Here is a 22,870-nt window from a genome sequence, read left to right on the forward strand (position 1 = left end):
CGCGTACTCCGGATGCGCAGCGGTGCGCACCGCAACGTCGCGGCGATGACGTTCACCATAGGCACACTGATGGCTCTGCTCCAAATATCAGCCAAAACCGTTACACACCTTTTACCGGGAGCGTCGCCCATGTGACAATCTGTGGAGTGTCCGACATACAGGCGCCCATCGGCGCATCCCGCGCCCGCCTGTGGTGGGAGGTCGGACTCGTCCTGGCCTGCACCCTCGGACAATCGGCCGTCTACTCGCTGATCCTCCTGCTGCGCCGGTTTCTGGCATCCACCCCTCTCGGCGAGCAATCGACCGCGCTGAACCCCTCGCAGGACGTCCAGGCTTTCTGGGACATCGTCTACCAGCTGCTCGACATCGGCTTCTCGCTGGCCCTCGTCGGGCTGGTCGTGTACCTGCTGTGGGATGCCGGAACAAGCCCCTTCCGCAAGATCGGCCTCGACCTGCGCCGGCCGGGTCGCGATCTCGGCTCGGGTGCGCTGATCGCGCTCGTGATCGGCGTGCCGGGGCTCGGCGTGTACGCGATCGGACGTGTGCTGGGCATCACGGTGCAGGTGTCGGCATCCCCCCTCGATCCGTCGTGGTGGACGATCCCCCTGCTTGTGCTGTCGGCCGTGCGCGCGGCGCTCCAGGAGGAGGTGATCATGATCGGCTACCTGTTCACCCGCCTGCGCCAGGTCGGCTGGGGTGACTGGCGGATCATCCTCGTCTCGGCGGCGATCCGCGGCTCGTACCACGCCTACCAGGGCGTGGGACCGATCCTCGGCAACTTCGTGATGGGCGTGGTGTTCGGCTGGTGCTACCGGCGCTGGGGCAGGGTCATGCCGCTCGTGGTGGCCCACACGATCCTCGACGTGGTGTCGTTCGTGGGCTATCCGCTGGCCGCAGCCTGGTGGCCCGGCGTCTTCGCGCCGGCGCCGGCCCCGAGCCCCTCGGCGTCCTGAGCCATGCGCTGCGCGCGTCGCCCCGCCCCGTCCCCCTCCCCCGTCTCGCTGAGAGTGCAGCTGGTGGACGAGAGTGCGGGTGGTTCCCTACTCCTCGTCCACCAGCTGCACTCTCACGGCTGGACGAGTTATCGCGGACGGCGGGAACGCGGTATGAGTCCTTTCCTCCCCAACTCGCCGCGGACTGGCGCAGACGCTCCTCTGTCCACAGATTGTCGGGCACGGACACATGAGTCAGGCGCCGGGCGCAAGGGTGAGAGGATGCCGACACTCCAGGCGATCCGCGCCGTCAAATCCGCTCCCCTCCCGCTTCTGCGCTTCACCGACATCCCCCACCCGGAACGGGCAGTGGCCCGCGGCCACGTGGTGAAGATCAGACATGGGGTCTACGCATCCGCGCAGTTGTGGAAGGATCTTCCGCCATGGGATCGCTATCTGGCGCGTGTGCACGCCGCGGCGCTCGTGTATCCGGACGCGGTCTTCTGTCTCGAGTCCGCCGCTGCGCTGCTCGGCCTGCCGATCTTCGGTGACCCGGGCGAGGTCCACATGCTCGTCGCCTCGCGCGGCACATCTCGCTCGTTCGCTGCGGTGCGCACTCATCGGTCTCATCCCGAGCGGGAAATCATCGAGCGATCCGGTTTACGCGTGACCTCGCCCGCAGACACGGCGGTCGACATCGCGCGTCTCCGGCACAACGCCGTCGGCCTGGCGGTCGCCGACGCGGCGCTGCGGCTCGAGCCGGCGCTCTCCCGCGACGCGCTTGTGCAGGTGAATGAATCACGCAGCAGCAAGCGCGGACGTGACATCGCCCGATGGCCCCTGTCACGATGCACGGCGCTGTCCGAATCGACGTTGGAATCGGTCAGCCACGCGGCGATCGAGTGGCTGGGATTCCCCTCGCCCGAGCTCCAGGTGGTCTTCCGGTCAGCGGCGGACGCCGAAGATCGCGGCGACTGCTTCTGGCGCGGCGCGGACCTGATCGGTGAGACCGACGGCGACCTCAAGTACGACGGACGTTTCGGCGATCCCCGCACGGTGATGCGCAACCAGTTCGAGCGTGACACGCGGCTGCGCGATCGGGTCCGCGAGATCACGCATTGGGGATGGCGAGAAGCAACGACATTCGCGCCGCTCCGCGGCATCCTCACCGGCGCCGGCCTCCAGCAGACCGGCCCCGAAGACTCCGTGCAGCTCTATGCGATGAAGCGCCTTCTCGCCCCACACGCCCCACATCCCGTGGCCCCCGATGCAAGCCCCCGGCGGTGAGAGTGCAACCGGTGGACGAGGAGTAGGGAACCAACCGATCCTTCGTCCACCAGCTGCACTCTCACCGATTCAAGGGCGCGCGGCGCCAGGCGGCGCCGCGGCGCGCGCTACGCGAACGCCTCGATCGGCGGGCAGGCGCACACGAGGTTGCGGTCGCCGTAGGCGTTGTCGATACGCCGGACGGGCGGCCAGTACTTCGTGCGCACGAGCGTGTGCACCGGGTACACGGCGATCTCGCGCGAGTACGGGTGCGTCCAGCCGTCGCGGGCGATGGATGCCGCGGTGTGAGGCGCATTCACGAGCGGATTGTCATCGGCCGGCCACTCCCCCGAAGAGACCGCGACGGCCTCGGCCTTGATAGCGATAATGGCCTCGATGAACCGCTCGAGCTCGGCGAGATCCTCGGACTCGGTCGGCTCGACCATGAGCGTGCCCGCGACCGGGAACGACATCGTCGGCGCGTGGAATCCGTAGTCGATGAGCCGCTTCGCGACATCGTCGACGGTCACACCCGTCTGCTCACGCAGCGGCCGGAGGTCGAGGATGCACTCGTGCGCGACGAGCCCGTTCTCGCCCGTGTACAGCACCGGGAAGTGCTCGCGCAGCCGCGCGGCGAGGTGGTTGGCCGCCAGCACGGCGGCCCCGGTCGCCTCGGCGAGCCCCTCGGTGCCCATCATCCGCACGTACGCCCACGAGATCGGCAGCACGCCCGCCGAGCCGTACGGAGCGCCCGACACGGGCCCGCCCTCGAACCGCACGCCGCCGACGTGATCGGCCCGCTGCGCGAGCGGGTGGGCGGGCAGATGCCGCGCCAGGTGCGACTTGGCCGCCACCGGGCCGACGCCCGGCCCGCCCCCGCCGTGCGGGATGGCGAACGTCTTGTGCAGGTTCAGGTGCGAGACATCGCCGCCCAGCTCGCCGAAGCGCGCGAAGCCCAGCAGTGCGTTGAGGTTCGCCCCGTCGACGTACACCTGTCCGCCGGCGTCGTGCACGGCCTGCGTGATGGCCACGACGTCCTGCTCGTACACGCCGTGCGTGGACGGGTAGGTGATCATGAGCGCAGCCAACTCCGGCTCGTGGACTGCGATCTTCGCGCGCAGGTCGTCGAGGTCGACGTTGCCGGCGTCATCGCACGCGACGACCACGACCGTCATGCCTGCGAGGACGGCGGATGCCGCGTTGGTGCCGTGCGCGGACGACGGGATGAGGCACACCCGGCGCGCGGTGTCACCGTTCGCGTCGTGATAGCCGCGGATCGCCAGCAGCCCTGCCAGCTCGCCCTGCGAGCCCGCGTTGGGCTGCAGCGAGACACTGTCGTATCCGGTCACCTCGGCCAGCCAGGTCTCGAGCTGCTCGATCATCGCGAGCGACCCTCGCACGTCCTCTTCGGGCGCGAACGGGTGCACGCGCGCGAACTCGGGCCAGCTGATCGCCGCCATCTCGGTGGCGGCGTTGAGCTTCATCGTGCACGAGCCGAGCGGGATCATCCCGCGGTCCAGGGCGTAGTCGCGATCGGCGAGCTGCTTGAGATACCGCATCATGGCCGTCTCGGATCGGTGCTCATGGAACACCGGATGCGTCAGGTACTCGTCGGCGCGGTGCAGCGCGGCATCCACCCCCGACAGCGGCGTGAACTCGTCGATCGACACCTCACGCGCGTCGTGCTCGTCGGCCTCGGGCGCGCCGAACGCCCACGCCACGGCGGCGAGATCGGCGGCGGTCGTCGTCTCGTCCACCGAGATGCCCACCGTGGCCTCGTCGGCCCAGAACAGCTGGTATCCCTTCGACCGTGCCCGCTCGATCACCGTCCGCGCGGTGCCCGGCACCGTGACCCGCACCGTGTCGAAGAACGCGTCGTGGTGCACGCTCTGCCCGTAGTCACGCAGCCGCTGCGCGAGCGCCTCGGTCTTGCGCGAGATCTCCGACGCTATGGCCCGCAGCCCGTCGGGCCCGTGGTACACGGCATACATCGCGGCCATCACGGCCAGCAGCACCTGCGCGGTGCAGATGTTCGAGGTGGCCTTCTCACGCCGGATGTGCTGCTCGCGCGTCTGCAGGGCTAGCCGATAGGCGGGCTGCCCGTCGGCGTCCTGTGAAACCCCCACGAGCCGGCCGGGCAGCTGACGTTCCAGGCCCTGGCGCACGGCCATGTACCCGGCGTGCGGACCGCCGAAGCCCATCGGCACCCCGAAGCGCTGGGTGGTGCCCACCGCTACATCGGCGCCCAGCGAGCCGGGCGAGCGCAGCAGGGTGAGGGCCAGCAGGTCGGCCGCGACCACCGCGAGCCCGCCGGCGACATGGGCGGCGTCGATGACTCCGCTCGGGTCCCACACGCGCCCCGACGCACCCGGATACTGCACGAACACGCCGAACAGCTCGTCGGGCAGCGTGGCACCGTCGGCGAGCGCCAGCTCTACGAGGTGCACGCCGACGGCGGCGGCGCGCGAGCGCAGCACGGCCTTGGTCTGCGGCAGCGCGTCGGCGTCGACCACGAACACGTTCGTCTTGGCCTTCGAGGCGCGCCGGGCCAGCAGCATCCCCTCCGCCACTGCGGTTGGCTCGTCGAGCATCGACGCGTTGGCGGTCGCCAGGCCCGTCAGGTCGGTCACCATCGTCTGGAAGTTGATGAGCGCCTCCAGGCGCCCCTGCGAGATCTCGGGCTGGTACGGCGTGTACGCCGTGTACCACGACGGGTTCTCGAGCACATTGCGCGCTATCACCGATGGCGTGAACGTGTCGTAGTAACCCAGCCCGATCATGGTGCGCGCGGACCGGTTCTGATCGGCGATGGCCCGCAGCTCGGCGAGGGTCTCGGCTTCGGTCGCGGGGGCGGGGATGCTGCTGCTCGCGCGCGGTGCGGAATGGATGGATGCCGGCACCGCCGCCGAAACGAGCGCCTCGACGCTCTCGTAGCCGAGGCCGTCGAGCATCTGCCGCTGGGCGTCGGGTGAGATCCCGATGTGGCGGGACGAGAAGGCGCCGGTCACGCGGCGCCGCCGGTGAGGGCCTCGTAGCCGCAACGGTCGAGCAGCTCGACCGATTCGGTGCCGCGGATCTTCAGCAGCCAGCCCGCACCGAACGCGTCGGAGTTGATGACCGACGGGTCGTCGTCGAGCGCGGTGTTGACCTCGACGACCTCGCCGGTGACGGGGGCGTAGAGCTCGCCGACCGACTTCGTCGACTCGATCTCGCCGCACACGTCGCCGGCGGTCACGGTGTCGCCCACTGCGGGCAGGTCGACGAACACGACGTCGCCAAGCTTGTCGGCGGCGTAGTCGGTGATGCCGACGGTGGCGACATCGCCGGACCGTTCGATCCACTCGTGCTCGTCGGTGTAGCTGAGGCTGTTCAGGTCGGTCATTTCGTCCTCCGGTAGAAAGGCAGGTCGGTCACGGTGGCGGGCACGGCGGTGCCGCGCACGTCGATGGTCAGTTCGGTTCCGGATGCCGCGACTTCAGGCGTCACGAAGGCCAGGGCGATCGGGTGCCCGAGCGTCGGCGACAGCGCGCCGCTCGTGATCTCGCCCGCGGGGGCTCCGTCGGGGCCGAGCACCGCATAGCCCGCACGGCCGGCACGACGCCCCGAAGCAGTGAGACCCACGAGCACCGGCGCGTCGGCCAGGTCGCGGGCTTCCAACCCCTCCTTGCCGACGAAGTCATCCTTCGCCATGGCGACGACGCGCCCGAGGCCGGCCTGGGCCGGAGCGATGTCGCGCGAGAGCTCGTGACCGTACAGCGGCATCCCGGCTTCCAGCCGCAGCGTGTCGCGGGCAGCCAGGCCCGCGGGCACGAGGCCGTGGGGCTCGCCCGCGGCCAGCAGCGCATCCCACAGGGCGCCGGCCTGCGCGTTCGGCACGAGCAGCTCGAAGCCGTCCTCGCCGGTGTAGCCGGTGCGCGCGATGAGGACGTGCTCCTGGTCGAACGACCCTTCGCGCCACGCGTAGTAGCCGAGGCCGGGCAGGTCGGAGGCTTCCAGTCCTGCCGTCGACAGCGCGATCTGCTCGGCGCGGGGCCCCTGCACGGCGATGAGCGCGAACTGGTCGGTGGCGTCCTCGATGCGCGGCACGTCGGCACCGCCGACAGTGGCGAAGTCGCCTTGCACTCGCCCATCGAGAAACGCGTGCACCTTCGTCCAGCTCGCCAGCCCTCTGGCGAAAGCCTGCGCCACGGCATCTCGGTTTCCGGCGTTCGCCACGACCAGGAAGTACTCCTCGGCGATTCGGTACACGATGACGTCGTCGATGATGCCCCCGTCTTCGGCGAGCACGAGCGAATACTTGGCCTTGCCGACGGGCATCGCCGAAATACGTCCGGCGAGCACAAAGTCCAGGAACTCGGCGGCGCGCCCGTCATGAATCCAGAACTCGGCCATGTGCGAGATGTCGAAGAGCCCCGCCGCCTCGCGGACGGCGCGGTGCTCGGCGAGGTCGGAGGTGTAGCGGACCGGCATCGACCAGCCGCCGAAGTCGGTAAACGAGGCGCCGAGTGCCTCGTGCCGCGCATGCAGCGGGGTCTGACGAAGTGCAGTGGACATGGGTGCTTTCGAGTCGGCGACGCCGTCGGCGTCGATCGGACTCCCCCTCTGTCATGGGCCTGAGAGTTTCGCCGCGGCGGGATGCCGTGACTTTCACCGTCGGCGGATTCACAAGCTCAATGAACTCGCGATCGCTTTTCAGAGCGGCCGGACTCACGCGGTATGCGGACCTGAGAGATTGGCGGGGAGGCTTGCTCCTTCGGTGCCCGGTGAACCGGGCTCTCCCGCGTGCGTCATGCGGCCTGTGTGGTGTTCAGTTGCCGCTCCAGCATACCGGCCGAAGCCGGTGAAAACCCGCGGTTCACCGGCGGTGATGCCGCAGCTTCCACGCCCTTTCACGAAGCCGCGCCGGCAGCATGCGCCATGCCCGCAGCGCCAGGCGACGCGGATGCATCGGTGAACCGCTCTCGGCATCGCGGATGACATGCAGGCGTGTGCGGCCGAACAGGCGGAAGCGCACATGAGAACGCACGTCTCCCCACTGCGCGGCGAACGTTGCCGCGCCGGTGGGCACGGTGCCCTCGACGCGCGCCCGCCCGTCGCCGGCGATGAGCCGGCACGGGCCGAGCGAGCCGCCCGACGCGTCGACGAACGCTCCCGGCACGTCAAGATCGCCGAACGCCGTCACCTGCGGCAGCGCGATGTGGATGCGCACGCCGTCTGCCTGCGGCGAGGCGACGGCCGTCATGTGCTCGTCGTCGATGACGCTCGCCAGCGTCTGACCGACGTCGATGCTCAGGCCGCCGTTCTGCGCACGGTAAGCCGATGCCACGACGCCCTGCGTGACGGCCCACCCTCGTGTGGAGTCATCGGTGCGCACCTGCCGGACATTTCGTGTGCGCATCGCGATCGTGCGCACGTAGAAGTCCCAGGGACCGTCACCCAGCCGGCCCGGTCCGTCGTCGGCGAGGCTCCAGTGCACCGGCACCGTCGCCCGCAGCTGCGCAGCGCCGTCGATGTCGATGAGCTCGGCACCGCTGCCGGCGAACAACAGCCAGTCGATCTTCTCGGTGCGCCAGCGTCGGTCGACACTGTAGGTGAGCGCGGTGACCTCGTCGGTCACGTCGGCGCTGAGCCCGTGCTCGGCCGCGAACGCGGCCACCTCCTCCGTCAGGGCGAGGATCGCCCGTCCGTCGCGGTACCGCACGGGCGCAGCTTCCTTCGCGGTGAACCGCCACTGCAGGTCGAGATCGAAGGACACTCCGTCGGCCGACCACCGCGCGCCGGCGGTGCTGGGCGCGCACTGTACGACGGGGAACGTGCGCTCGTGCGCGTCGATCAGATCGAATCGCCCCGCCCGCAGCAGCGCGGTCGTGATGCGCCGCCAGCCGTCGAGGTACAGATCGGCGTCATCGGGGATCGTCGGCAGCAGCTCCGCGGTGAAGGCACAGATCCGCTCGCGCTCCTCGGGGGTGCGCGACCCCCAGCGGAACAGCGGGAGCAGCCGCATGTGCAGCTGGTAGGCGCGGAACCGCGGCAGCAGCTGGGCGAAGCGTTCTTGCTGCAGCTCTTCGTCGATCCAGCGGAAGACCCGGGCCACGGCATCCAGATACTCGTCCAGATCGTCGTGGAACGTGGTGCTGGTCGTCGCGTGCGGCGGACGGTTCCAGTAGTAGAACGGCGTCTCGACCATCAGCGACACCACGTCGGCCCGCGCGTGCGCGGCGATGTCGAAGAAGATGTCCTCCCAGATCTGCCGCCCGCCCTCCGGGAAGCGGATGCCCTTCTCGCGCAAGAACGCCGTGCGGAACATCTTGTGCGGGTTCATCGGAAGCAGCGGGTGCGGCTCGACCTGGTCGATGGCGTTGCCGACATCGGCCATCACGTCGCGCATCGCCCAGCCGGGGGTGTCGCTCTTCGACTCCTTGCCGTCGAGCACGTCCGCGCCCGCACGCGCGGCGAGCGCGTACCCGGCGCGCAGCGCATCGGGAAAGAGCCGGTCGTCATGGTCGATGAACACCACGTATTCGCCGCACGCCTCGTCGATGCCGTGGTTGCGGGGGCGGGACGGCCAGCCGGAGGGCGGCAGGCGGAACACCCGGTAGTTCGGGCGCGTGGCGGCGAACCCCTCCAGGCGCGCGTGCGTGTCGTCGGGCGAACCGTCATCGACCAGGAGCACCTCGAAATCACCCTGCGGCATCGTCTGCCGGTCGAGGCTGTCCACCAGATCATCGAGATGCGCGGTGGATCGGTATGTGGGAACGATCACCGAGACCTTGAACGTCGTCGTCTTCGCCATCGCCTTCACCCTACTGGGCTCTGTTCATCCGACTGCTGAGCGACGGCGATTTCGCGTTCTGGTCACGATGACTATAAGATCACCTGCAGAGGTTAAAGTCACCATGACCAGAACATCCCCCGATATCCGCGTCGCCGTCTCCACGGTGATCTTCACGCTGCGCCCCTCACCCGAGGGAGCGACGCTCGCTCTGCCGCTCGTACGGCGTACCCGCGATCCCTTCGAGGGCCTGTGGGCGCTGCCCGGCGGCTGGTTCGACGAGACGGAAGGGCTGGATGCCGCGGCATCCCGCACCCTCGCCGAGACGACGGCGCTCGCACCCAGCTATCTGGAGCAGCTGTACGCGTTCGGCGACGTCGACCGCTCCCCCACACGCGTGGTGTCGATCGTCTACTGGGCACTGCTGCGCCAGGACCAGGTCGACGAGCAGCGCGCGGCGCACGAAGCCGACGGCACCGCGCCGGAGAACGTGCAGTGGTTCGCTGCCGAAGACCTCCCTCGCCTGGCGTTCGACCACAACACGATCGTCGACTACGCCCTGTGGCGGCTGCGCAACAAGGTCGGCTACGCGCGCATCGCACACGGCCTGCTGCCCGACGAGTTCACCCTCGCCGATCTGCGCGAGGTGCACGAGTCGATCCTCGGGCGCAAGCTCGACCCGGCGAATTTCCGCCGGCAGATCGAGGCCTCGGGAACGCTCATCCCCACCGAGCGCTTCCGTACCGGCAGCCACCGGCCGGCACGCCTGTACCGCTACGACGGCGCCATCGAGCTCGCCGCGCGCGGCCCCATCCCCACCCCCACAGATACAGATACGACCGACCGGAACGAGGAGCGATGACCCCCACCCCCCTGCCGCTGACCGCACCCGACGCCTCGGTCGACCACGTGCTCACGCAGATCGCCGCGGGCACCGTCGACCAAGAGGCCTGCACGATGGACCTCGTCGCCGCCCCGTGGGACTTCGACCCGGTGCCCGGTTACGGTCCGGGCGCCTCGATGGGCGATGTCATCCCGACCGGCGCGCCCCAGCAGGGCGGGCTGCCGCAGGAGTACCGCGACGCCGGCGCCGACGAACTCGCCGAGCGGGTACGGGCAGCGAAGGAGAAGCTCGGCGACCGCGTGCTGATCATGGGGCACTTCTATCAGCGCGAAGAGGTCGTCGTGCACGCGGACTACCTCGGCGACTCGTTCCAGCTCGCGAAGGCGGCCAAGGCGCATCCCGAGGCCGAGGCGATCGTCTTCTGCGGTGTGCACTTCATGGCCGAGACGGCCGACATGCTCTCGGGACCCCACCAGGCCGTCATTCTGCCGAACCTCGCCGCCGGCTGTTCCATGGCCGATATGGCCTCGATCGACGAGGTCGAGGAGTGCTGGGAACAGCTGACCGACCTGTACGGCGATCTCGACACCCGGGATGCCGAGGGGCTCCTCCCGGTCATCCCCGTCACGTACATGAATTCCTCCGCGGCGATCAAGGGCTTCGTCGGCCGGCACAACGGCATCGTCTGCACGTCGTCGAACGCACGCACGGTGCTCGAGTGGGCGTTCGAGCAGGGTCGGCGGGTGCTCTTCTTTCCCGACCAGCACCTCGGTCGCAACACCGCGAAGGCCATGGGAGTCACCGCAGAGCAGATGCCGATGTGGAACCCGCGGCAGCCGCTGGGCGGGTCGTCGGCCGACCAACTGCAGGACGCCCGGGTGATTCTCTGGCACGGCTTCTGCTCGGTGCACCGCCGCTTCACCGTCGACCAGATCGCGCAGGCGCGCAGCGACTACCCCGGAGTGCGCGTGATCGTGCACCCGGAGTGCCCGGCTCCGGTGGTGGATGCCGCAGACGAATCGGGTTCGACCGATTACATCCGCACGGCGATCGAGGCGGCGACCGAGCCCACTGTGTTCGCGATCGGCACCGAGATCAACCTCGTGCAGCGACTGGCCGCGCAGAACCCGCAGCACACGATCTTCTGTCTGGACCCCGTCGTGTGCCCGTGCTCGACGATGTACCGCATCCACCCCGGCTACATCGCTTGGGTGCTGGAGGGTCTGCTCGAAGGGGACGTGCGCAATCGCATCACCGTGCCCGAAGACGTCGCCGTGCACGCGCGCGTCGCGCTCGAGCGGATGCTGGCCGCCAAGCCGCCGGCCGCGCCCGCGGCCGCCTGGGAGAACGCGTCGTGACGAGCGTCGTCGTGGTCGGCGCGGGCATCGCCGGCATCACCGCGGCGTTGCACGCAGAAGCGAACGGCTGTGCAGTGACGCTGGTCACCAAAGCCGCTCTCGGCGAGTCGGCGACCACGCACGCACAGGGCGGCATCGCCGCCGTCACCGACCCGGCCGACCGGTTCGCCGATCACGTGCACGACACGGTCGCCGCCGGCGCGGCCGTCGGCGATCTGAGCGCCATCCGGGCGCTCGTGGGCGACGCTCCGGCGCGAATCGACGAGCTGGTCTCCGCCGGCGTCGCTTTCGATCGCAACGCCGACGGGTCGTACGTGCAGGGCCTCGAGGCCGCGCACTCCTTTCCCCGCATCCTGCACGCGGGCGGCGACGCAACCGGCCGCGAGATCGAGCGGGCGCTCGTCGAACGTCTGCGGGCCAGTGGCGTGCGTATCCTCGAGCACGCGTACCTCGTCGAACTCGTCACATCGCCCGATCGGGTCACCGGTGTCGAACTTCTCGTCGCGGGCAGCCCCGCGCTCCTGCCCGCCGACGCGGTGGTGCTGGCCACCGGAGGCGCCGGACAGCTGTACGCCCACACCACGAATCCTTCGGTGGCGACGGGCGACGGCATCGCCGCAGCGCTGCGTGCGGGGGCTGCCGCGGCCGACCTCGAGTTCGTGCAGTTCCATCCGACCGTGCTCGCTGCCGGCACGCCCTTCCTGGTATCGGAGGCCGTGCGCGGCGAGGGCGCGGTGCTGCTCGACGAGCACGGCCACCGGTTCGCGTTCGACGCGCACCCCGACGGCGAGCTCGCCCCGCGCGACGTCGTCGCCCGCGCGGTGGCGCGCACGATGGCGCAGCAGGACGGCCGGCCGGTGCTGCTGGACGCGACCGGCATCGGCGCGGGCGACACCTCGGCGTTCCTCGCCCGCCGCTTTCCCACCATCGACGCAGCCGTACGCGCACGCGGCCTGGACTGGGCGCGCGAGCCGATCCCGGTGACGCCCGCCGCCCACTACCTCATGGGTGGCGTGCGCACCGACCTGGCCGGCCGCACGACCCTGCCCGGTATGTATGCCGTCGGCGAGTGCGCCCGCACGGGCGTGCACGGCGCGAACCGGCTCGCCTCGAACTCGCTGCTCGAAGGCGCCGTGTTCGGCGCACGCTGCGGCGACGCTATCGCGGCGGATGCGGCATCCCACACCTGGCCTGCCGTCGTGCCACAGGCCGCCACCGCTCCGGTCGCCCCGCTCGACGACGCCGCGCCCTTCACCCGAGCCGCGCTGCAGGAGTTGATGTGGGCCGACGCGGGGCTGGTACGGGATGCCGCGGGCCTGGCCCACGCGGCCTCGACGATCGCTGCATGGCGCGCGCAGCCACGTGCCCCGCGCACGGTCCACGAGCACGAGGACGAAAACCTCCTGCAGCTCGCGGCCGCAGTCGTGGCCGCAGCATCCACCCGCCGCTCTTCGCTCGGCGCGCACTTCCGCCGCGATGAGGCGGCGTTCGGAACTCATCCAGAACACGACGCCACAGCCCCGATACGCCGCGAACCGCTGCCGAGCACCGCGGATCAGCGGAGTTCTGCGCGCATTCTCCAGGAGACCCGCTGATGCTCACCACCGCCCAGATCGACCGCACCGTCGCCGCTGCACTGGCCGAAGACGCCCCGTGGGGCGACGCCACGAGCGAGGCGCTGATCCCCGAGGCCGCCACGGCGTCCGCCGAGCTCGTCGCGCGCGAAGCGGGGGTGTTCGCCGGCGGTGAGGTGTTCGCTGCCGCGTTCCGGCTGACCGATCCGCGCGTCCGGGTCGACCTCGCCCGCGAAGACGGCACGACCTTCGCCCCCGGCGACGTGCTGGCCACCGTCACCGGTCCTGCGCGCTCTGTGCTGACCGCCGAGCGGGTGGGACTCAACTTCGTGCAGCGTATGAGTGGCATCGCCACCCTGACCGCCCGCTACGTCGCCGAAGTGGCCCACACACAGGCCCGCGTGGTCGACACGCGCAAGACCACACCGGGCCTGCGCGCGTTCGAGAAGCACGCCGTCGTCTGCGGCGGCGGGCACAACCACCGGTACTCGCTGTCGGACGCCGTGATGGCCAAAGACAACCACCTCGGCGTGCTCACCGCCCAGGGGCTGAGCGTCACCGAGGCGCTGCAGCAGGCGAAGTCCCGACTGCCGCACACCACGCACATCGAGGTCGAGGTCGACCGCATCGACCAGATCGAACCGGTGCTCGCCGCGGGGATCGGCACGATCATGCTCGACAACTTCACGCCCGACGAGCTGCGCGAGGGTGTCGCGCTGGTGGCCGGCCGCGCGATCGTCGAGGCGTCGGGCGGAGTGAACCTCGACACCGTGCGCGCCATCGCCGAGACCGGCGTCGACGTGATCTCGGTAGGCGCGCTCACCCACGGCGCGCACGCCGTCGACCTCGGGCTCGATCTGCACGTCGGGCTCTGATGCTGTACCTCGACAACGCCGCCACCACTCCGGTGCGCAGGGAGGTGCTCGAGGCGATGACCCCCTACCTCACACGGGCGTTCGGCAACCCGTCGAGTCACCACACCGTCGGCGAAGCCGCCGCCCGCGCGCTCGATGACGCCCGCGCCCGCGTCGCACGGGTACTCGGCATGCGCGCCGGCGACATCGTCTTCACCTCGGGCGGCACCGAGGCCGACAACCTCGCTATAAAGGGCATCGCCCTCGCCGCGCTGCTGAACCGCGGTGCGCGTCATCTCGTGACGCTTCCCGTCGAGCACGAGGCGGTGCTCCGATCGGCCGAGTACCTGCAGCGCGTGCACGGGTTCGCGGTGACACTCGTGCCGGTCGACGAGGTCGGCCGGGTCGACCCCGCCGAGGTCGCCGCCGCGTTGCGCGACGACACGGCGCTGGCGTCGATCGGGTACGCGAACAACGAGGTGGGCACGGTGCAGGATGTTGCCGCCCTTGCCGAGGCGTGCCGGGGCCGCGGCATCCCGCTCCATCTCGACGCCGTGCAGGCCGCGGGCTGGCTGCCCCTGGCCGGCACCGGCGCCGATGCGCTCTCGATCGCCGGCCACAAGCTCGGTGCACCCAAGGGCACGGGTGCCCTCGCCGTACGCGGACGCGTGCCGCTCGAGCCGCTCGTTCACGGCGGCGGACAAGAGCGTGGCCGCCGCAGCGGCACCGAGAACGTCGCCGGGGCCGTCGCGCTGGCTGTGGCCCTCGAGCTGGCCGAAGCGGAACGGGAAGAGGATGCTGTCGCCGTCGCCGCGCTGCGCGACGCGTTCGTCGCGCGCGTGCTGAGCGCGGTGCCCCAGGCACGGCTGACCGGCGACCCTGTGCACCGCCTGCCGTGCACGGCGTCGTTCACGTTCGCCGGCACGAGCGGTGAGGCGGTGCTCCTCGAGCTCGAGCGGCGCGGGATCGTCTCGTCGTCCGGCTCGGCGTGCGCGGCGGGCGCCGACGAGCCGTCGCACGTGCTGACTGCCATGGGCATCGACCGCCAGACCGCGCAGACCTCCGTGCGGTTCACGCTCCCGCACGGGTGGCGGCAGAGTCTGGACCCGGTGGCCGACGCCGTCGCGGCGTCCGTCGCTGCCGTCACCGGCTGACCAGCCCTCAGGGTCGCGGCTGCGTGTCGCCCAGCGCTGGCGGCCACCGCGAAGCGTCGGCCTCGGCGACGAGCTCGGCGGCCACCGAGATCGGGATCGTCTCCGGCGCCCGCTCGTGGCGCCCTCGGCCCCTGCCGTGCCGCGGCCCCTCTTCTTCACCGGCGATCTCGGGCTCGTCGTCCGGAGCCCGATCGGCCCGACGCTGCGGATGTCCGACCGGCTCAGCTGCGGCATCCTGGTCCTCCGTCTCGAGGACCCGACTGGCCGCCAGCTGCTGCGCGGCCAGTTCGGCATACAGGCCGTTCTGCGCGAGCAGCTCGCTGTGCGTGCCGGACTCCACGATGCGGCCCGCATCGACCACATGGATCATGTCCGCGCCGATCACGGTCGACAGCCGGTGTGCGATCGACAGCGTCGTCCGGCCGCGGGCAGCGGCTTCCAGGGCCTCCTGCACGATGCGCTCCGATACCGTGTCGAGCGCCGAGGTCGCCTCATCGAGCAGCAGCACGGGCGGGTCTTTCAGCAGTACCCGCGCGATGGCGATGCGCTGCTTCTCGCCGCCCGACAGCCGGTAGCCGCGCTCGCCGACGACGGTGTCATAGCCCTCCTCGAAACCCGCGATGATGTGGTGGATGTTGGCGGCCCGGCACGCCTCGTAGATCTCGTCGTCACTCGCATCGGGCTTCGCGTAGCGGAGGTTCTCGCGGATGGTCGCATGGAACAGGTAGGTCTCCTGCGACACGATCCCGACATTGTCGATGATCGATTCCATGGTCAGGCGGCGCACATCCTCGCCCGCGAACAGCACGGTGCCGCCCGACGCTTCGTACAGACGCGGCGTGAGGTACAGGATCGTCGTCTTGCCGGCCCCCGAGGGGCCCACGAACGCGACGTGCTGCCCGGGCTCGGCGGTGAACGAGACGCCATCGAGGGTCGGCCGGGTGCCGGCCGACGCGTCCGGGTACCGGAACACGACGCCGTCGAAGCGGACGGTGCCGGCGGCCCCCACGGGCACCGGCACCGCGTCGGGCGCATCGGCGATCGCCGGCTGCAGGTCGAGGTACTCGAAGATCCGGGCGAACACCGCACCCGAGGTCTGCAGGTCGAGCGCGACCCGCATGAGCCCCATGAGCGGCTGCAGGAGCCGCGCCTGCACCGTTGTGAAGGCGACGATGGTTCCGGCGGTGATCGCTCCCGCTCCCCCAGCGATGAGCCACCCCGCCACGAGGTAGATGACGGCGGGGACGCTCGAGATGAGCACCGAGACCACGGCGAAGAATCCCTGACCGCTCATGGCCCGGCGCACCTGCAGGCGGATCTGATTGCCATTCTCGTCGCGGTAGCGGGCCGACTCGGTGCGCTGCCGGTTGAACGACTTCGACAGCAGGATGCCCGAGACGCTCAGGGTCTCCTGCGTGATGGCGGTCAGCTCCGACAGCGACTCCTGCGTCTGCGCGGCGATGCGCGCCCGCACCTGGCCGACCCGGCGCTGCACGAGGGCGAGAATCGGCATCAGGATGACGGCGATGATCGTCAGACGCCAGTCGATGAGGATCATCGCGACCAGCGATGCGATGACGGTGACGATGTTGCCGATGATGCTCGTCACGGTGTTGGTGAGCACCCCCGACACCGCGCCGACGTCGTTCTGCAGGCGCGACTGGATGACGCCGGTCTTGGTCCGTGTGAAAAAACCCAGCTCCATCGCCTGCAGGTGCTCGAACAGCCGCACGCGCAGGTCGCCGGTCACACTGTTGCCCACCGTCGAGGTCAGCCAGGCCTGCGCGATCCCGAGCGCGGCGGAGAGCAGGAACAGCGCGACCATGAAGATCACGAGCCGCACCAGCAGCCCCAGGTCGGGGCCGCCGCCGGCGGTCGGGAACAGTGCGTCGTCGAAGACGCGCTGGACGATCAGGGGCGGCACCACGGCGATCGCGGCTCCCACGATCACGAGCAGCCCCGTGATCACGATGCGAATAATGTACGGGCGGAACATCGCCACGATGCGGCGCCCGAGGTGCGCGATGTGCGGTGCTTCGGCGTTGCGCTTTCGCTGCGCCTCGATGTCGCCTCCGCGGAATCCGCCGCCGCCCCGGCCGCCCATGCTCACGCGGTCAGCCTAACGAGGGGCGGATGCCGCTCACAGGCCCGCGAGCAGATTGATCACGGTTCCCAGGATGACCGCGCCGAACAGGTAGCCCAGCAGCGACTGACCGATCACGATGCGCCGCATGCGGTTCGTGGTGAGGTTCGTGTCAGCGACCTGGTAGGTCAGTCCGACACCGAACGACACGTAAACGAAGTCGGTGTACGCGGGGTCTTCGGCGAACTCGATGCCGCCGACTGGATCGGAGTAGAACTCGTCAGCGAAGCGCAGCACGTACGCCGCCTGGATCGCCAGCCATGACGCCGCCACGCTGGCCAGGGCGATCCCGGCCAGCGCGAACGCCATACCGCCCTGCGCCGCGCGATGCTGGATGAGCACGACCACCACCGCCGCGATGCTCGCGACGCTGCCCAGCAGCACGATGACCCGGCTGGTACGGCGGCCGGGGTCCTCTGCTGTCGCGTGCGCGCGCGTGGCCGCGGCATCCATCGGCCAGATCACGAGCAGCGACCAGCCCGCCGCGACGAGGGCCGTCACACCCCAGCCGGCCAGGAGCGCCGCAGCCACACCGAGCCAGGCCACCAGGCCGAGACACACGATCGCGCCGATGACGAGCGCGACCACGCCGCGCAGTGCGACCCGGGCATGCCATGCCGGTGCAGTCATGTCGTCATGCTGGCACGTGAATCGGGAATGCGGTGTCGTACCCCGCCGTTATCCTGAAGGTTCGCTTCCGAGCTCGTGCAGCGTTCAACCTCCCCCTCGTTGATTGACAGGAGTCCCGTGGCCGTCACCGACACGAACACCACCGTCTCATCGTCCGGCATGACCCACGAGCAATCGCGGGTGGTCTGGCTGCTGCTGGGGGCCGCCTTCGTCGCCATCCTCAACGAGACGACCATGGGCATCGCCATCCCGCACCTGAACGCCGACCTGGGCCTGCCCCCCGAACTCGGTCAGTGGATGACGAGTGCGTTCATGTTGACGATGGCGGTGGTGATTCCCACCACAGGCTTCCTGCTGCAGCGGTTCACGACACGTCGGATCTTCCTGGCGGCGATGATCGCCTTTTCGCTGGGCACACTCGTATGCCTTCTCGCGCCGGGCTTTGTGGTGCTGCTGGCCGGGCGGGTGATCCAGGCGGCGGGTACCGGTGTCATGCTGCCGCTGCTGATGACGACGATCATGGATGTCGTGCCTGCAGCGTCGCGGGGCCGCATGATGGGCCGTGTCGGCATGGTCATCTCGCTCGCGCCGGCGATCGGCCCGGTGGCAGCCGGTGCGGTGCTCGACCACCTCAGTTGGCGCTGGCTGTTCGGCATCGTGTTGCCGATCGCGCTCGTGGCACTGGCCGTCGGCATGAAGTGGATGACGAACCTCAACGAGACCCGCCGGCTTCCGCTCGATGTGTTGTCGATCCCCCTTGCGGCGCTCGGCTTCGGCGGCATCGTGTTCGGCCTGAGCCAGTTCGGTGGCGAAGGAAGCGGAGCGGCGACCACCGGTGTGGTCGCGCTCGTGGTCAGCATCGCGGCTCTCGGCCTTTTCGTATGGCGCCAACTCGTGCTGGCGCGGGTCGACGACGCACTGCTCGATCTGCGGGTCTTCCGCTCAGCGAACTTCACCGTCTCGGTGATTGTGATGTCGGTGCTCGCGCTTTCGATGTTCGGGACCTTGACGCTGCTGCCGCAGTACCTGCAGAACGTCGTCGGCCTCGACGCGTTCGAGTCCGGGCTGACGCTGCTGCCCGGGTCCATTCTGATGGGCGTCATGGCACCGCTGATCGGCCGCATCTATGATGCCCGCGGACCCAAGACGCTGCTGGTGCCGGGCACGATCATGGTGGCGGGGTCGTTGTTCTTCTATGCCACGGTCGGCGAGAACACGCCGTGGTGGGCCCTCATCGTCGCGCAGACAGTGATGTCGGTGGGGCTGGCGGCATCCTTCACGCCACTGTTCTCTGCGTCGCTCGGCTCGCTCGACCGCCATCTGTACTCGCACGGCTCGGCCGTGCTGAACACTCTGCAGCAGGTGGCCGGGGCCGCCGGCGTGGCCGTGCTCACCGTCACCTATGCGTCGCTGTTGCATTCCGGACAGTCGGTCGGACTCGACACGGCGAGCGCCGGGGCGTCAGGTGCGCGGTTGGCATTCCTCATCGCGGCATGCATCTCGCTGGCGGCCGTGGCGCTCAGCTTCTTCATCCGCAAGCCCGACGAGAGCGGGGCCGACACGCACGTCGCCCATTGACGAGCTGTCAGTCGATCGAGCAGCACCCGTCGGCGCCGCAGCAGGAGGCGCCTTCGTCGATCACCGTGAGCAGCTTCGCGTCGGTCGGGACGGGCTGCAGGGTCGGGGTGGGCAGGTTCTCAGTGGCCATGGTCCCATCGTAATCCGCTCTCTCAGGCCTCGGGCTCACCGAGCCATCGCGGCACGGACCGCCGGTACTTCACGAAACGCCGGCCGAAGCGTGAGCGCAGCGCCCGTTCCTCGCGCGGCACCTGGGTACGGTCGACGACCGCGAGAAACCCGGCGGCCGGAACCAGAGCCGCGAACGAGCGCTTGAGCACCGCATGCGCGACGAGCAGGCCCGTCAGCGCCAGATACACCGGATTGCGCGAGTACGCGAAGGGGCCGTCCGTGACCAGGCGGGTCGTGCGCTCGGGATGCTCCGGCGTGAGCGTGGTGCCGTGTCGCCGCAGGGCCGCGACCGCCCAGACCGCAAGCGCACCGCTGCCGGCGGCGACCGTCGCTGCCGCCACGCGCGAGCCGGCGGTCGACTCCCGCTTCCGCGTGAGCAGCGTCTGCACTCCGGCCGCGCCGATCAGAACGATCGGGGGTGGTACAACCTTCTCGTCGTCGACACTCATGCCCCCACGGTACGCCGGCCCGCAGCATCCCTCCCGTCAGGCGAAGCCGAACACGGGCGGGATGACCAGCACGACGACCGCTGCCCAGGCCGCATACACCGGCAGGTAGGCCGTCTGCCAGCGCTCGACGACCGCGAACGGCGCGCGACCGGTGATGAATCGCAGGTGCCACCAGCCGGCGCCGACAAGGTTGGCCAGCAGCACGAGATTCACCCCGAGCGTCACGAGCTTGTTCGCGCTCGCACCGTACTCACCGATGCGCCCCGCGAGCGCGACGAGCACGAAGACGTCGACCACGAGTGCGGCCACGATCATCACCAACTGGAGCCGGTCGAACCACGTCACCCGCTGCTGCGGGTCACGCGCCGAGATCGAGTACAGCAGAAGTGCTGCGACCACGAGCAGCACGATGTCGAAGAGGATGAGAAGCTCGCGCCCCTCCTCGATGAAGCTGCCGTGGATGCCGGCGGCCACGATAAGAGCGAGCAGCAGGGCCGTGAACAGAGGGGTGAACAGCCGGGTGAGCACGGGGGCGATGTTTTCGATGACGCTCTGTTTGATCTCCACGAGCCACGCTGCGATCACCACCGCTCCGGCGGCGCCGCAGGGGATCATCCACTCGCTCACAAAGACGTCCAGGTTCGCCCCGACCGCCGAGAAGACGCCGAGGGTCAGACCGGCAAGAAGGCCACCACCCAGCGCGATCAGCGCGAGGTAGACGAACCACTCCCCCGTGAACCGGAGGAAGTCCATGCGTGCGGTGTGCGAGCGCCATGCGCCGTTCATATACGCGATGCCGGTGGCCAGCCACAGCCCGACGATCATGTGGACGGCCGCGAGCAACAGCGTCATGCCGTTCAGGACGAAGGGGAAGGCGTTCATCACCGTGAACGCCACGGCGAAGGGCACGGCGACCGCGATCCACGTACGCACCGAAGCCCTGCGCCGCAGCAGAAGATAACCGGCGAGGAAGACGAGCACCACCGCGGGCGCGTTGCGCAGGATGAAGTCACCGGAGTCGTAGCCCCACAGCCCGAGAAGCCACGGCAACTTGACGGCGAGTCCTGCCCCGACAGCCATCACGAGCGCGAGCACGAAGCCTCGTCGCTCCCCCTGCCGCGCGGTCGCGCTCTTCTCATCGGGGCCGATCAGCTGCTTCCACAGCCGGTCGGAGTGCTCGCGGGCGTACTCCCGCGACAACTCGTCGATCTTGCCCAGCCGCCCCACCGCGATGAGGAACGACTCGTCGTCGCTCAGCCCCTTCGATGAAAGACCCTCGATCTGATCGCGGAGATGACCTTCGAGCTCTTGAACGTCGTCCGGCCGCAGCACGGCGCGGTGCGAGAGGTAGCCGCGCCACTCGCCGATGCGCGCCTCGATGTCGCCGACCATCAGACCATCCCCACCGACAGCGAGGGTCCACTGTGCCACACGTTGCGCAGCGCGTCGCTGACGACGCTCCACTGCCGGCGCTGCTCGGCCATGGCCGCCTCGCCGTCGGCGGTCAGGCGATACACCTTGCGCGGGCGTCCGGCCGCGGATTGGTTCCAGCTCGACTCGATCTGCCCGAGCCGTTCCAGCCGGTGCAGCAGCGGGTACAGCATGCCGTCGCTGAAGTCGAGCTGTCCGCCCGAGAGCTCACCGATCCGCTGCAGGATCGCATAGCCGTACGACTCGCCGTCGGCCAGGATGCCGAGCACGAGCGGTGTCGCGGACGCCGCGACGAGATCCTTGCCTATGCGCATCGCATACCTCACAGTCTTAGGTATCTAGAGCTGCAAGGTATCACGATCGGCGGTGCACGCGCGATCAGCGCAGCAGTTCGCCGCCGGTCTGACACGCAGGGCAGTGCTGCGCGGTGGTGCCGCCGAACGTGAAGTCGCGGATCGTGCCGCCGCAGACGGGGCACTCCTGACCACCGCGGCCGTGCACCTGCATCGCGTCGGTCTTCGACTGCTTGAGTTCGTCGATCGGGATGCCGCGGCGCGCGGTCACCGCATCCGACAACACGTCGCGCATCGCCGCGAAGAGCTCCGCGCGTTCGGCAGCCGGCAGCCTGTCGCCGTGCACGACCGGCGACAGCCGTGCCCGGTGCAGGATCTCATCGGAGTACGCGTTGCCGATGCCGGCGAACGACTCCTGCTCCTGCAGGATCGCCTTCAACTGCTTGCGGCGGCCGGTGACCGCGGCATCCACCGTCTCCTGCGCGAAACCGGGATCGAGCGGATCCGGACCGAGCTTGGCGACGCTCGGCACCTCCTGCGGGTCGTCGACGATCCACAGCCCGAGAGAGACCCACGAGCCCGCGTCGGTGAACTCGACCGTGCCCGCCGCGAAGGTCAGCGTCGCGAGGGCCGGTGGGTCGGTGGCCGTAGTCTCGGCGGGCTCGACGCCGGTGGGCATCCACCGGACCCAGCCGTGCCGACCCAGGGAGACGACGAGGTGCTCGCGCTCCAATGTCATGTCGAGGTGCTTCCCGATCCGACGCACGCTTTCGACCCGCTCGCCCACGAGCGTCGGCAGAAGCCGTGAGCGAGTCTTCACCGCACGGAACTCGACGACGTCGACGGCGTCGATGCGGGATCCTGCCAGCCGCTCGTCGAGTTGCTCGGCGAGCGCCTGCACTTCGGGAGACTCCGGCATACCAGCATCCTGGCACCGTCAGTCCGCCTCGTGCACGTCTCCGTCGACGTAGAACCAGCGCCCGCCCTCGCGCACGAACCGCGATCGCTCGTGCAGAACGCCGATGTCGCCGCCCTCGATCAGGTACGTCGCTCGGAACTCGACGACACCCTGATCATCGCCGGCTCCCCCGTCGACGGTCTCGACGATCTGCAGACCGCGCCACCGTGGATTGTCGGCGAGATCGAGCTCTGCGGGGCGGGTGGTGGGATGCCACGTCCGCAGCAGCCACGCGGCGTCGCCGTTTCGGAACGCGGCGAATCGAGAGCGCATGAGCTCTTCGGCGGTGCGGGGTTCGTCCACGTCTCGAGGCTAACGGCACAGGGGATGATTCGGTTGTCTGAACGCATCGGGCCGACCTAAAGAAGTCGATGGGCTGGTACAACGACACCAAGGAGGCGTTCGCGGCGCTCCCGTGACGGCATGACGGCGCGGTTGCCGCATCCGGGGTACCGCGCCGTCG

General features: G+C 69.6%; 20 protein-coding genes and 2 riboswitches. Of the genes, 8 read left to right on the forward strand and 12 right to left on the reverse strand.

Annotation, left to right across the window (positions count from 1 at the left end):
* The first annotated feature begins 146 nt into the window (after positions 1–146).
* Together PU630_RS09715 and PU630_RS09720 are read left to right on the forward strand one after the other, a co-directional pair.
* Positions 147–953 carry a CPBP family intramembrane glutamic endopeptidase gene (locus PU630_RS09715; RefSeq protein WP_275276877.1) on the forward strand — a complete coding sequence of 269 codons (807 nt, stop codon included), beginning with the start codon at positions 147–149 and terminating at the stop codon, positions 951–953.
* Positions 954–1,214: 261 nt separating this feature from the next.
* Complete coding sequence (locus PU630_RS09720) at positions 1,215–2,219, forward strand: type IV toxin-antitoxin system AbiEi family antitoxin domain-containing protein (protein WP_275276878.1); 1,005 nt, start codon at positions 1,215–1,217, stop codon at positions 2,217–2,219.
* Between the two features lie 107 nt (positions 2,220–2,326).
* Here the strand turns inward: PU630_RS09720 and gcvP are convergent, their stop codons facing one another.
* The 4 genes from gcvP to PU630_RS09740 all read right to left on the reverse strand — a co-directional run bounded on the left by gcvP (position 2,327) and on the right by PU630_RS09740 (position 8,991).
* Complete coding sequence (gene gcvP / locus PU630_RS09725) at positions 2,327–5,149, reverse strand: aminomethyl-transferring glycine dehydrogenase (protein WP_275280067.1); 2,823 nt, start codon at positions 5,147–5,149, stop codon at positions 2,327–2,329.
* 53 nt (positions 5,150–5,202) lie between these two features.
* Positions 5,203–5,580, reverse strand: coding sequence for a glycine cleavage system protein GcvH (gene gcvH / locus PU630_RS09730; RefSeq protein WP_275276879.1), 378 nt, complete (start codon positions 5,578–5,580; stop codon positions 5,203–5,205).
* Positions 5,577–6,752 carry a glycine cleavage system aminomethyltransferase GcvT gene (locus tag PU630_RS09735; protein WP_275276880.1) on the reverse strand — a complete coding sequence of 392 codons (1,176 nt, stop codon included), beginning with the start codon at positions 6,750–6,752 and terminating at the stop codon, positions 5,577–5,579. Before PU630_RS09735 ends, gcvH begins: the two co-directional genes overlap by 4 nt.
* A gap of 41 nt (positions 6,753–6,793) precedes the next feature.
* Positions 6,794–6,899, reverse strand: a riboswitch (glycine riboswitch).
* A gap of 1 nt (position 6,900) precedes the next feature.
* A riboswitch (glycine riboswitch) is annotated at positions 6,901–6,989 on the reverse strand.
* Between the two features lie 64 nt (positions 6,990–7,053).
* Positions 7,054–8,991 (reverse strand): glycosyltransferase family 2 protein, encoded by a 1,938-nt coding sequence (locus tag PU630_RS09740; RefSeq protein ID WP_275276881.1) that lies wholly within the window; start codon positions 8,989–8,991, stop codon positions 7,054–7,056.
* A 103-nt stretch (positions 8,992–9,094) separates the two neighbouring features.
* Here PU630_RS09740 and PU630_RS09745 point away from each other — a divergent pair, with 103 nt between their 5' ends.
* The 5 genes from PU630_RS09745 to PU630_RS09765 are packed head-to-tail and all read left to right on the forward strand — an operon-like array spanning position 9,095 to position 14,754.
* Positions 9,095–9,832, forward strand: a complete 738-nt coding sequence (locus PU630_RS09745) for an NUDIX hydrolase (protein WP_275276882.1) — start codon at positions 9,095–9,097, stop codon at positions 9,830–9,832.
* Entirely contained in the window at positions 9,829–11,172 is a 1,344-nt protein-coding gene (nadA, locus tag PU630_RS09750) for a quinolinate synthase NadA (protein ID WP_275276883.1), read from the forward strand. Before PU630_RS09745 ends, nadA begins: the two co-directional genes overlap by 4 nt.
* Positions 11,169–12,767 carry an L-aspartate oxidase gene (gene nadB, locus PU630_RS09755; RefSeq protein ID WP_275276884.1) on the forward strand — a complete coding sequence of 533 codons (1,599 nt, stop codon included), beginning with the start codon at positions 11,169–11,171 and terminating at the stop codon, positions 12,765–12,767. Before nadA ends, nadB begins: the two co-directional genes overlap by 4 nt.
* The gene (nadC, locus tag PU630_RS09760) at positions 12,767–13,621 is read left to right on the forward strand and encodes a carboxylating nicotinate-nucleotide diphosphorylase (protein ID WP_275276885.1); all 855 of its coding nucleotides are present in this window, start codon (positions 12,767–12,769) and stop codon (positions 13,619–13,621) included. Before nadB ends, nadC begins: the two co-directional genes overlap by 1 nt.
* Positions 13,621–14,754: a cysteine desulfurase family protein gene (locus tag PU630_RS09765; RefSeq protein WP_275276886.1), complete on the forward strand. Its 1,134-nt coding sequence runs from the start codon at positions 13,621–13,623 to the stop codon at positions 14,752–14,754. The genes nadC and PU630_RS09765 overlap by 1 nt, the downstream gene beginning before the upstream one ends.
* A 7-nt stretch (positions 14,755–14,761) precedes the next feature.
* Here the strand turns inward: PU630_RS09765 and PU630_RS09770 are convergent, their stop codons facing one another.
* On the reverse strand, positions 14,762–16,858 hold the full coding sequence (locus PU630_RS09770; RefSeq protein WP_275280068.1) for an ABC transporter ATP-binding protein: 2,097 nt from the start codon (positions 16,856–16,858) through the stop codon (positions 14,762–14,764).
* 36 nt (positions 16,859–16,894) lie between these two features.
* The gene (locus tag PU630_RS09775; protein ID WP_275276887.1) at positions 16,895–17,527 is read right to left on the reverse strand and encodes a DUF1345 domain-containing protein; all 633 of its coding nucleotides are present in this window, start codon (positions 17,525–17,527) and stop codon (positions 16,895–16,897) included.
* A gap of 159 nt (positions 17,528–17,686) precedes the next feature.
* Between PU630_RS09775 and PU630_RS09780 the strand changes: the two genes are divergently transcribed.
* Positions 17,687–19,105, forward strand: a complete 1,419-nt coding sequence (locus PU630_RS09780; protein ID WP_275280069.1) for an MDR family MFS transporter — start codon at positions 17,687–17,689, stop codon at positions 19,103–19,105.
* 7 nt (positions 19,106–19,112) lie between these two features.
* On the opposite strand, the gene PU630_RS09785 is transcribed toward PU630_RS09780, so the two are convergent.
* The 6 genes from PU630_RS09785 to PU630_RS09810 form a co-directional block, all read right to left on the reverse strand.
* Positions 19,113–19,235 (reverse strand): hypothetical protein, encoded by a 123-nt coding sequence (locus PU630_RS09785; protein WP_275276888.1) that lies wholly within the window; start codon positions 19,233–19,235, stop codon positions 19,113–19,115.
* A 22-nt stretch (positions 19,236–19,257) separates the two neighbouring features.
* A complete protein-coding gene (locus tag PU630_RS09790; protein ID WP_275276889.1) occupies positions 19,258–19,725 on the reverse strand; it encodes a methyltransferase family protein in 468 nt (155 codons plus the stop codon).
* A 36-nt stretch (positions 19,726–19,761) separates the two neighbouring features.
* Entirely contained in the window at positions 19,762–21,117 is a 1,356-nt protein-coding gene (locus tag PU630_RS09795) for a permease prefix domain 1-containing protein (RefSeq protein ID WP_275276890.1), read from the reverse strand.
* Positions 21,117–21,470 (reverse strand): PadR family transcriptional regulator, encoded by a 354-nt coding sequence (locus PU630_RS09800; RefSeq protein WP_275276891.1) that lies wholly within the window; start codon positions 21,468–21,470, stop codon positions 21,117–21,119. Before PU630_RS09800 ends, PU630_RS09795 begins: the two co-directional genes overlap by 1 nt.
* Before the next feature lie 64 nt (positions 21,471–21,534).
* Positions 21,535–22,368 carry a DNA-formamidopyrimidine glycosylase family protein gene (locus PU630_RS09805; protein ID WP_275276892.1) on the reverse strand — a complete coding sequence of 278 codons (834 nt, stop codon included), beginning with the start codon at positions 22,366–22,368 and terminating at the stop codon, positions 21,535–21,537.
* An 18-nt stretch (positions 22,369–22,386) separates the two neighbouring features.
* Positions 22,387–22,710, reverse strand: coding sequence for a YchJ family protein (locus PU630_RS09810; protein WP_275276893.1), 324 nt, complete (start codon positions 22,708–22,710; stop codon positions 22,387–22,389).
* Positions 22,711–22,870 lie beyond the last annotated feature (160 nt).

The organism is Microbacterium horticulturae, from assembly GCF_029094505.1.
Taxonomy (GTDB): Bacteria; Actinomycetota; Actinomycetes; order Actinomycetales; family Microbacteriaceae; genus Microbacterium; species Microbacterium horticulturae.

Bases quoted from the DNA above. Each gene is read 5' to 3' on its own strand.
- PU630_RS09805 (WP_275276892.1), bottom strand. From the start codon at position 22,368: ATGCCGGAGTCTCCCGAAGTGCAGGCGCTCGCCGAGCAACTCGACGAG.
- PU630_RS09795 (WP_275276890.1), bottom strand. From the start codon at position 21,117: ATGGTCGGCGACATCGAGGCGCGCATCGGCGAGTGGCGCGGCTACCTC.
- PU630_RS09740 (WP_275276881.1), bottom strand. From the start codon at position 8,991: ATGGCGAAGACGACGACGTTCAAGGTCTCGGTGATCGTTCCCACATAC.
- PU630_RS09770 (WP_275280068.1), bottom strand. From the start codon at position 16,858: ATGGGCGGCCGGGGCGGCGGCGGATTCCGCGGAGGCGACATCGAGGCG.
- nadC (WP_275276885.1), top strand. From the start codon at position 12,767: ATGCTCACCACCGCCCAGATCGACCGCACCGTCGCCGCTGCACTGGCC.
- nadA (WP_275276883.1), top strand. From the start codon at position 9,829: ATGACCCCCACCCCCCTGCCGCTGACCGCACCCGACGCCTCGGTCGAC.
- PU630_RS09785 (WP_275276888.1), bottom strand. From the start codon at position 19,235: ATGGCCACTGAGAACCTGCCCACCCCGACCCTGCAGCCCGTCCCGACC.
- gcvH (WP_275276879.1), bottom strand. From the start codon at position 5,580: ATGACCGACCTGAACAGCCTCAGCTACACCGACGAGCACGAGTGGATC.
- PU630_RS09790 (WP_275276889.1), bottom strand. From the start codon at position 19,725: ATGAGTGTCGACGACGAGAAGGTTGTACCACCCCCGATCGTTCTGATC.
- PU630_RS09780 (WP_275280069.1), top strand. From the start codon at position 17,687: ATGACCCACGAGCAATCGCGGGTGGTCTGGCTGCTGCTGGGGGCCGCC.
- PU630_RS09775 (WP_275276887.1), bottom strand. From the start codon at position 17,527: ATGACTGCACCGGCATGGCATGCCCGGGTCGCACTGCGCGGCGTGGTC.
- PU630_RS09745 (WP_275276882.1), top strand. From the start codon at position 9,095: ATGACCAGAACATCCCCCGATATCCGCGTCGCCGTCTCCACGGTGATC.
- PU630_RS09735 (WP_275276880.1), bottom strand. From the start codon at position 6,752: ATGTCCACTGCACTTCGTCAGACCCCGCTGCATGCGCGGCACGAGGCA.
- PU630_RS09765 (WP_275276886.1), top strand. From the start codon at position 13,621: ATGCTGTACCTCGACAACGCCGCCACCACTCCGGTGCGCAGGGAGGTG.
- PU630_RS09720 (WP_275276878.1), top strand. From the start codon at position 1,215: ATGCCGACACTCCAGGCGATCCGCGCCGTCAAATCCGCTCCCCTCCCG.
- gcvP (WP_275280067.1), bottom strand. From the start codon at position 5,149: ATGCTCGACGGCCTCGGCTACGAGAGCGTCGAGGCGCTCGTTTCGGCG.
- PU630_RS09800 (WP_275276891.1), bottom strand. From the start codon at position 21,470: ATGCGCATAGGCAAGGATCTCGTCGCGGCGTCCGCGACACCGCTCGTG.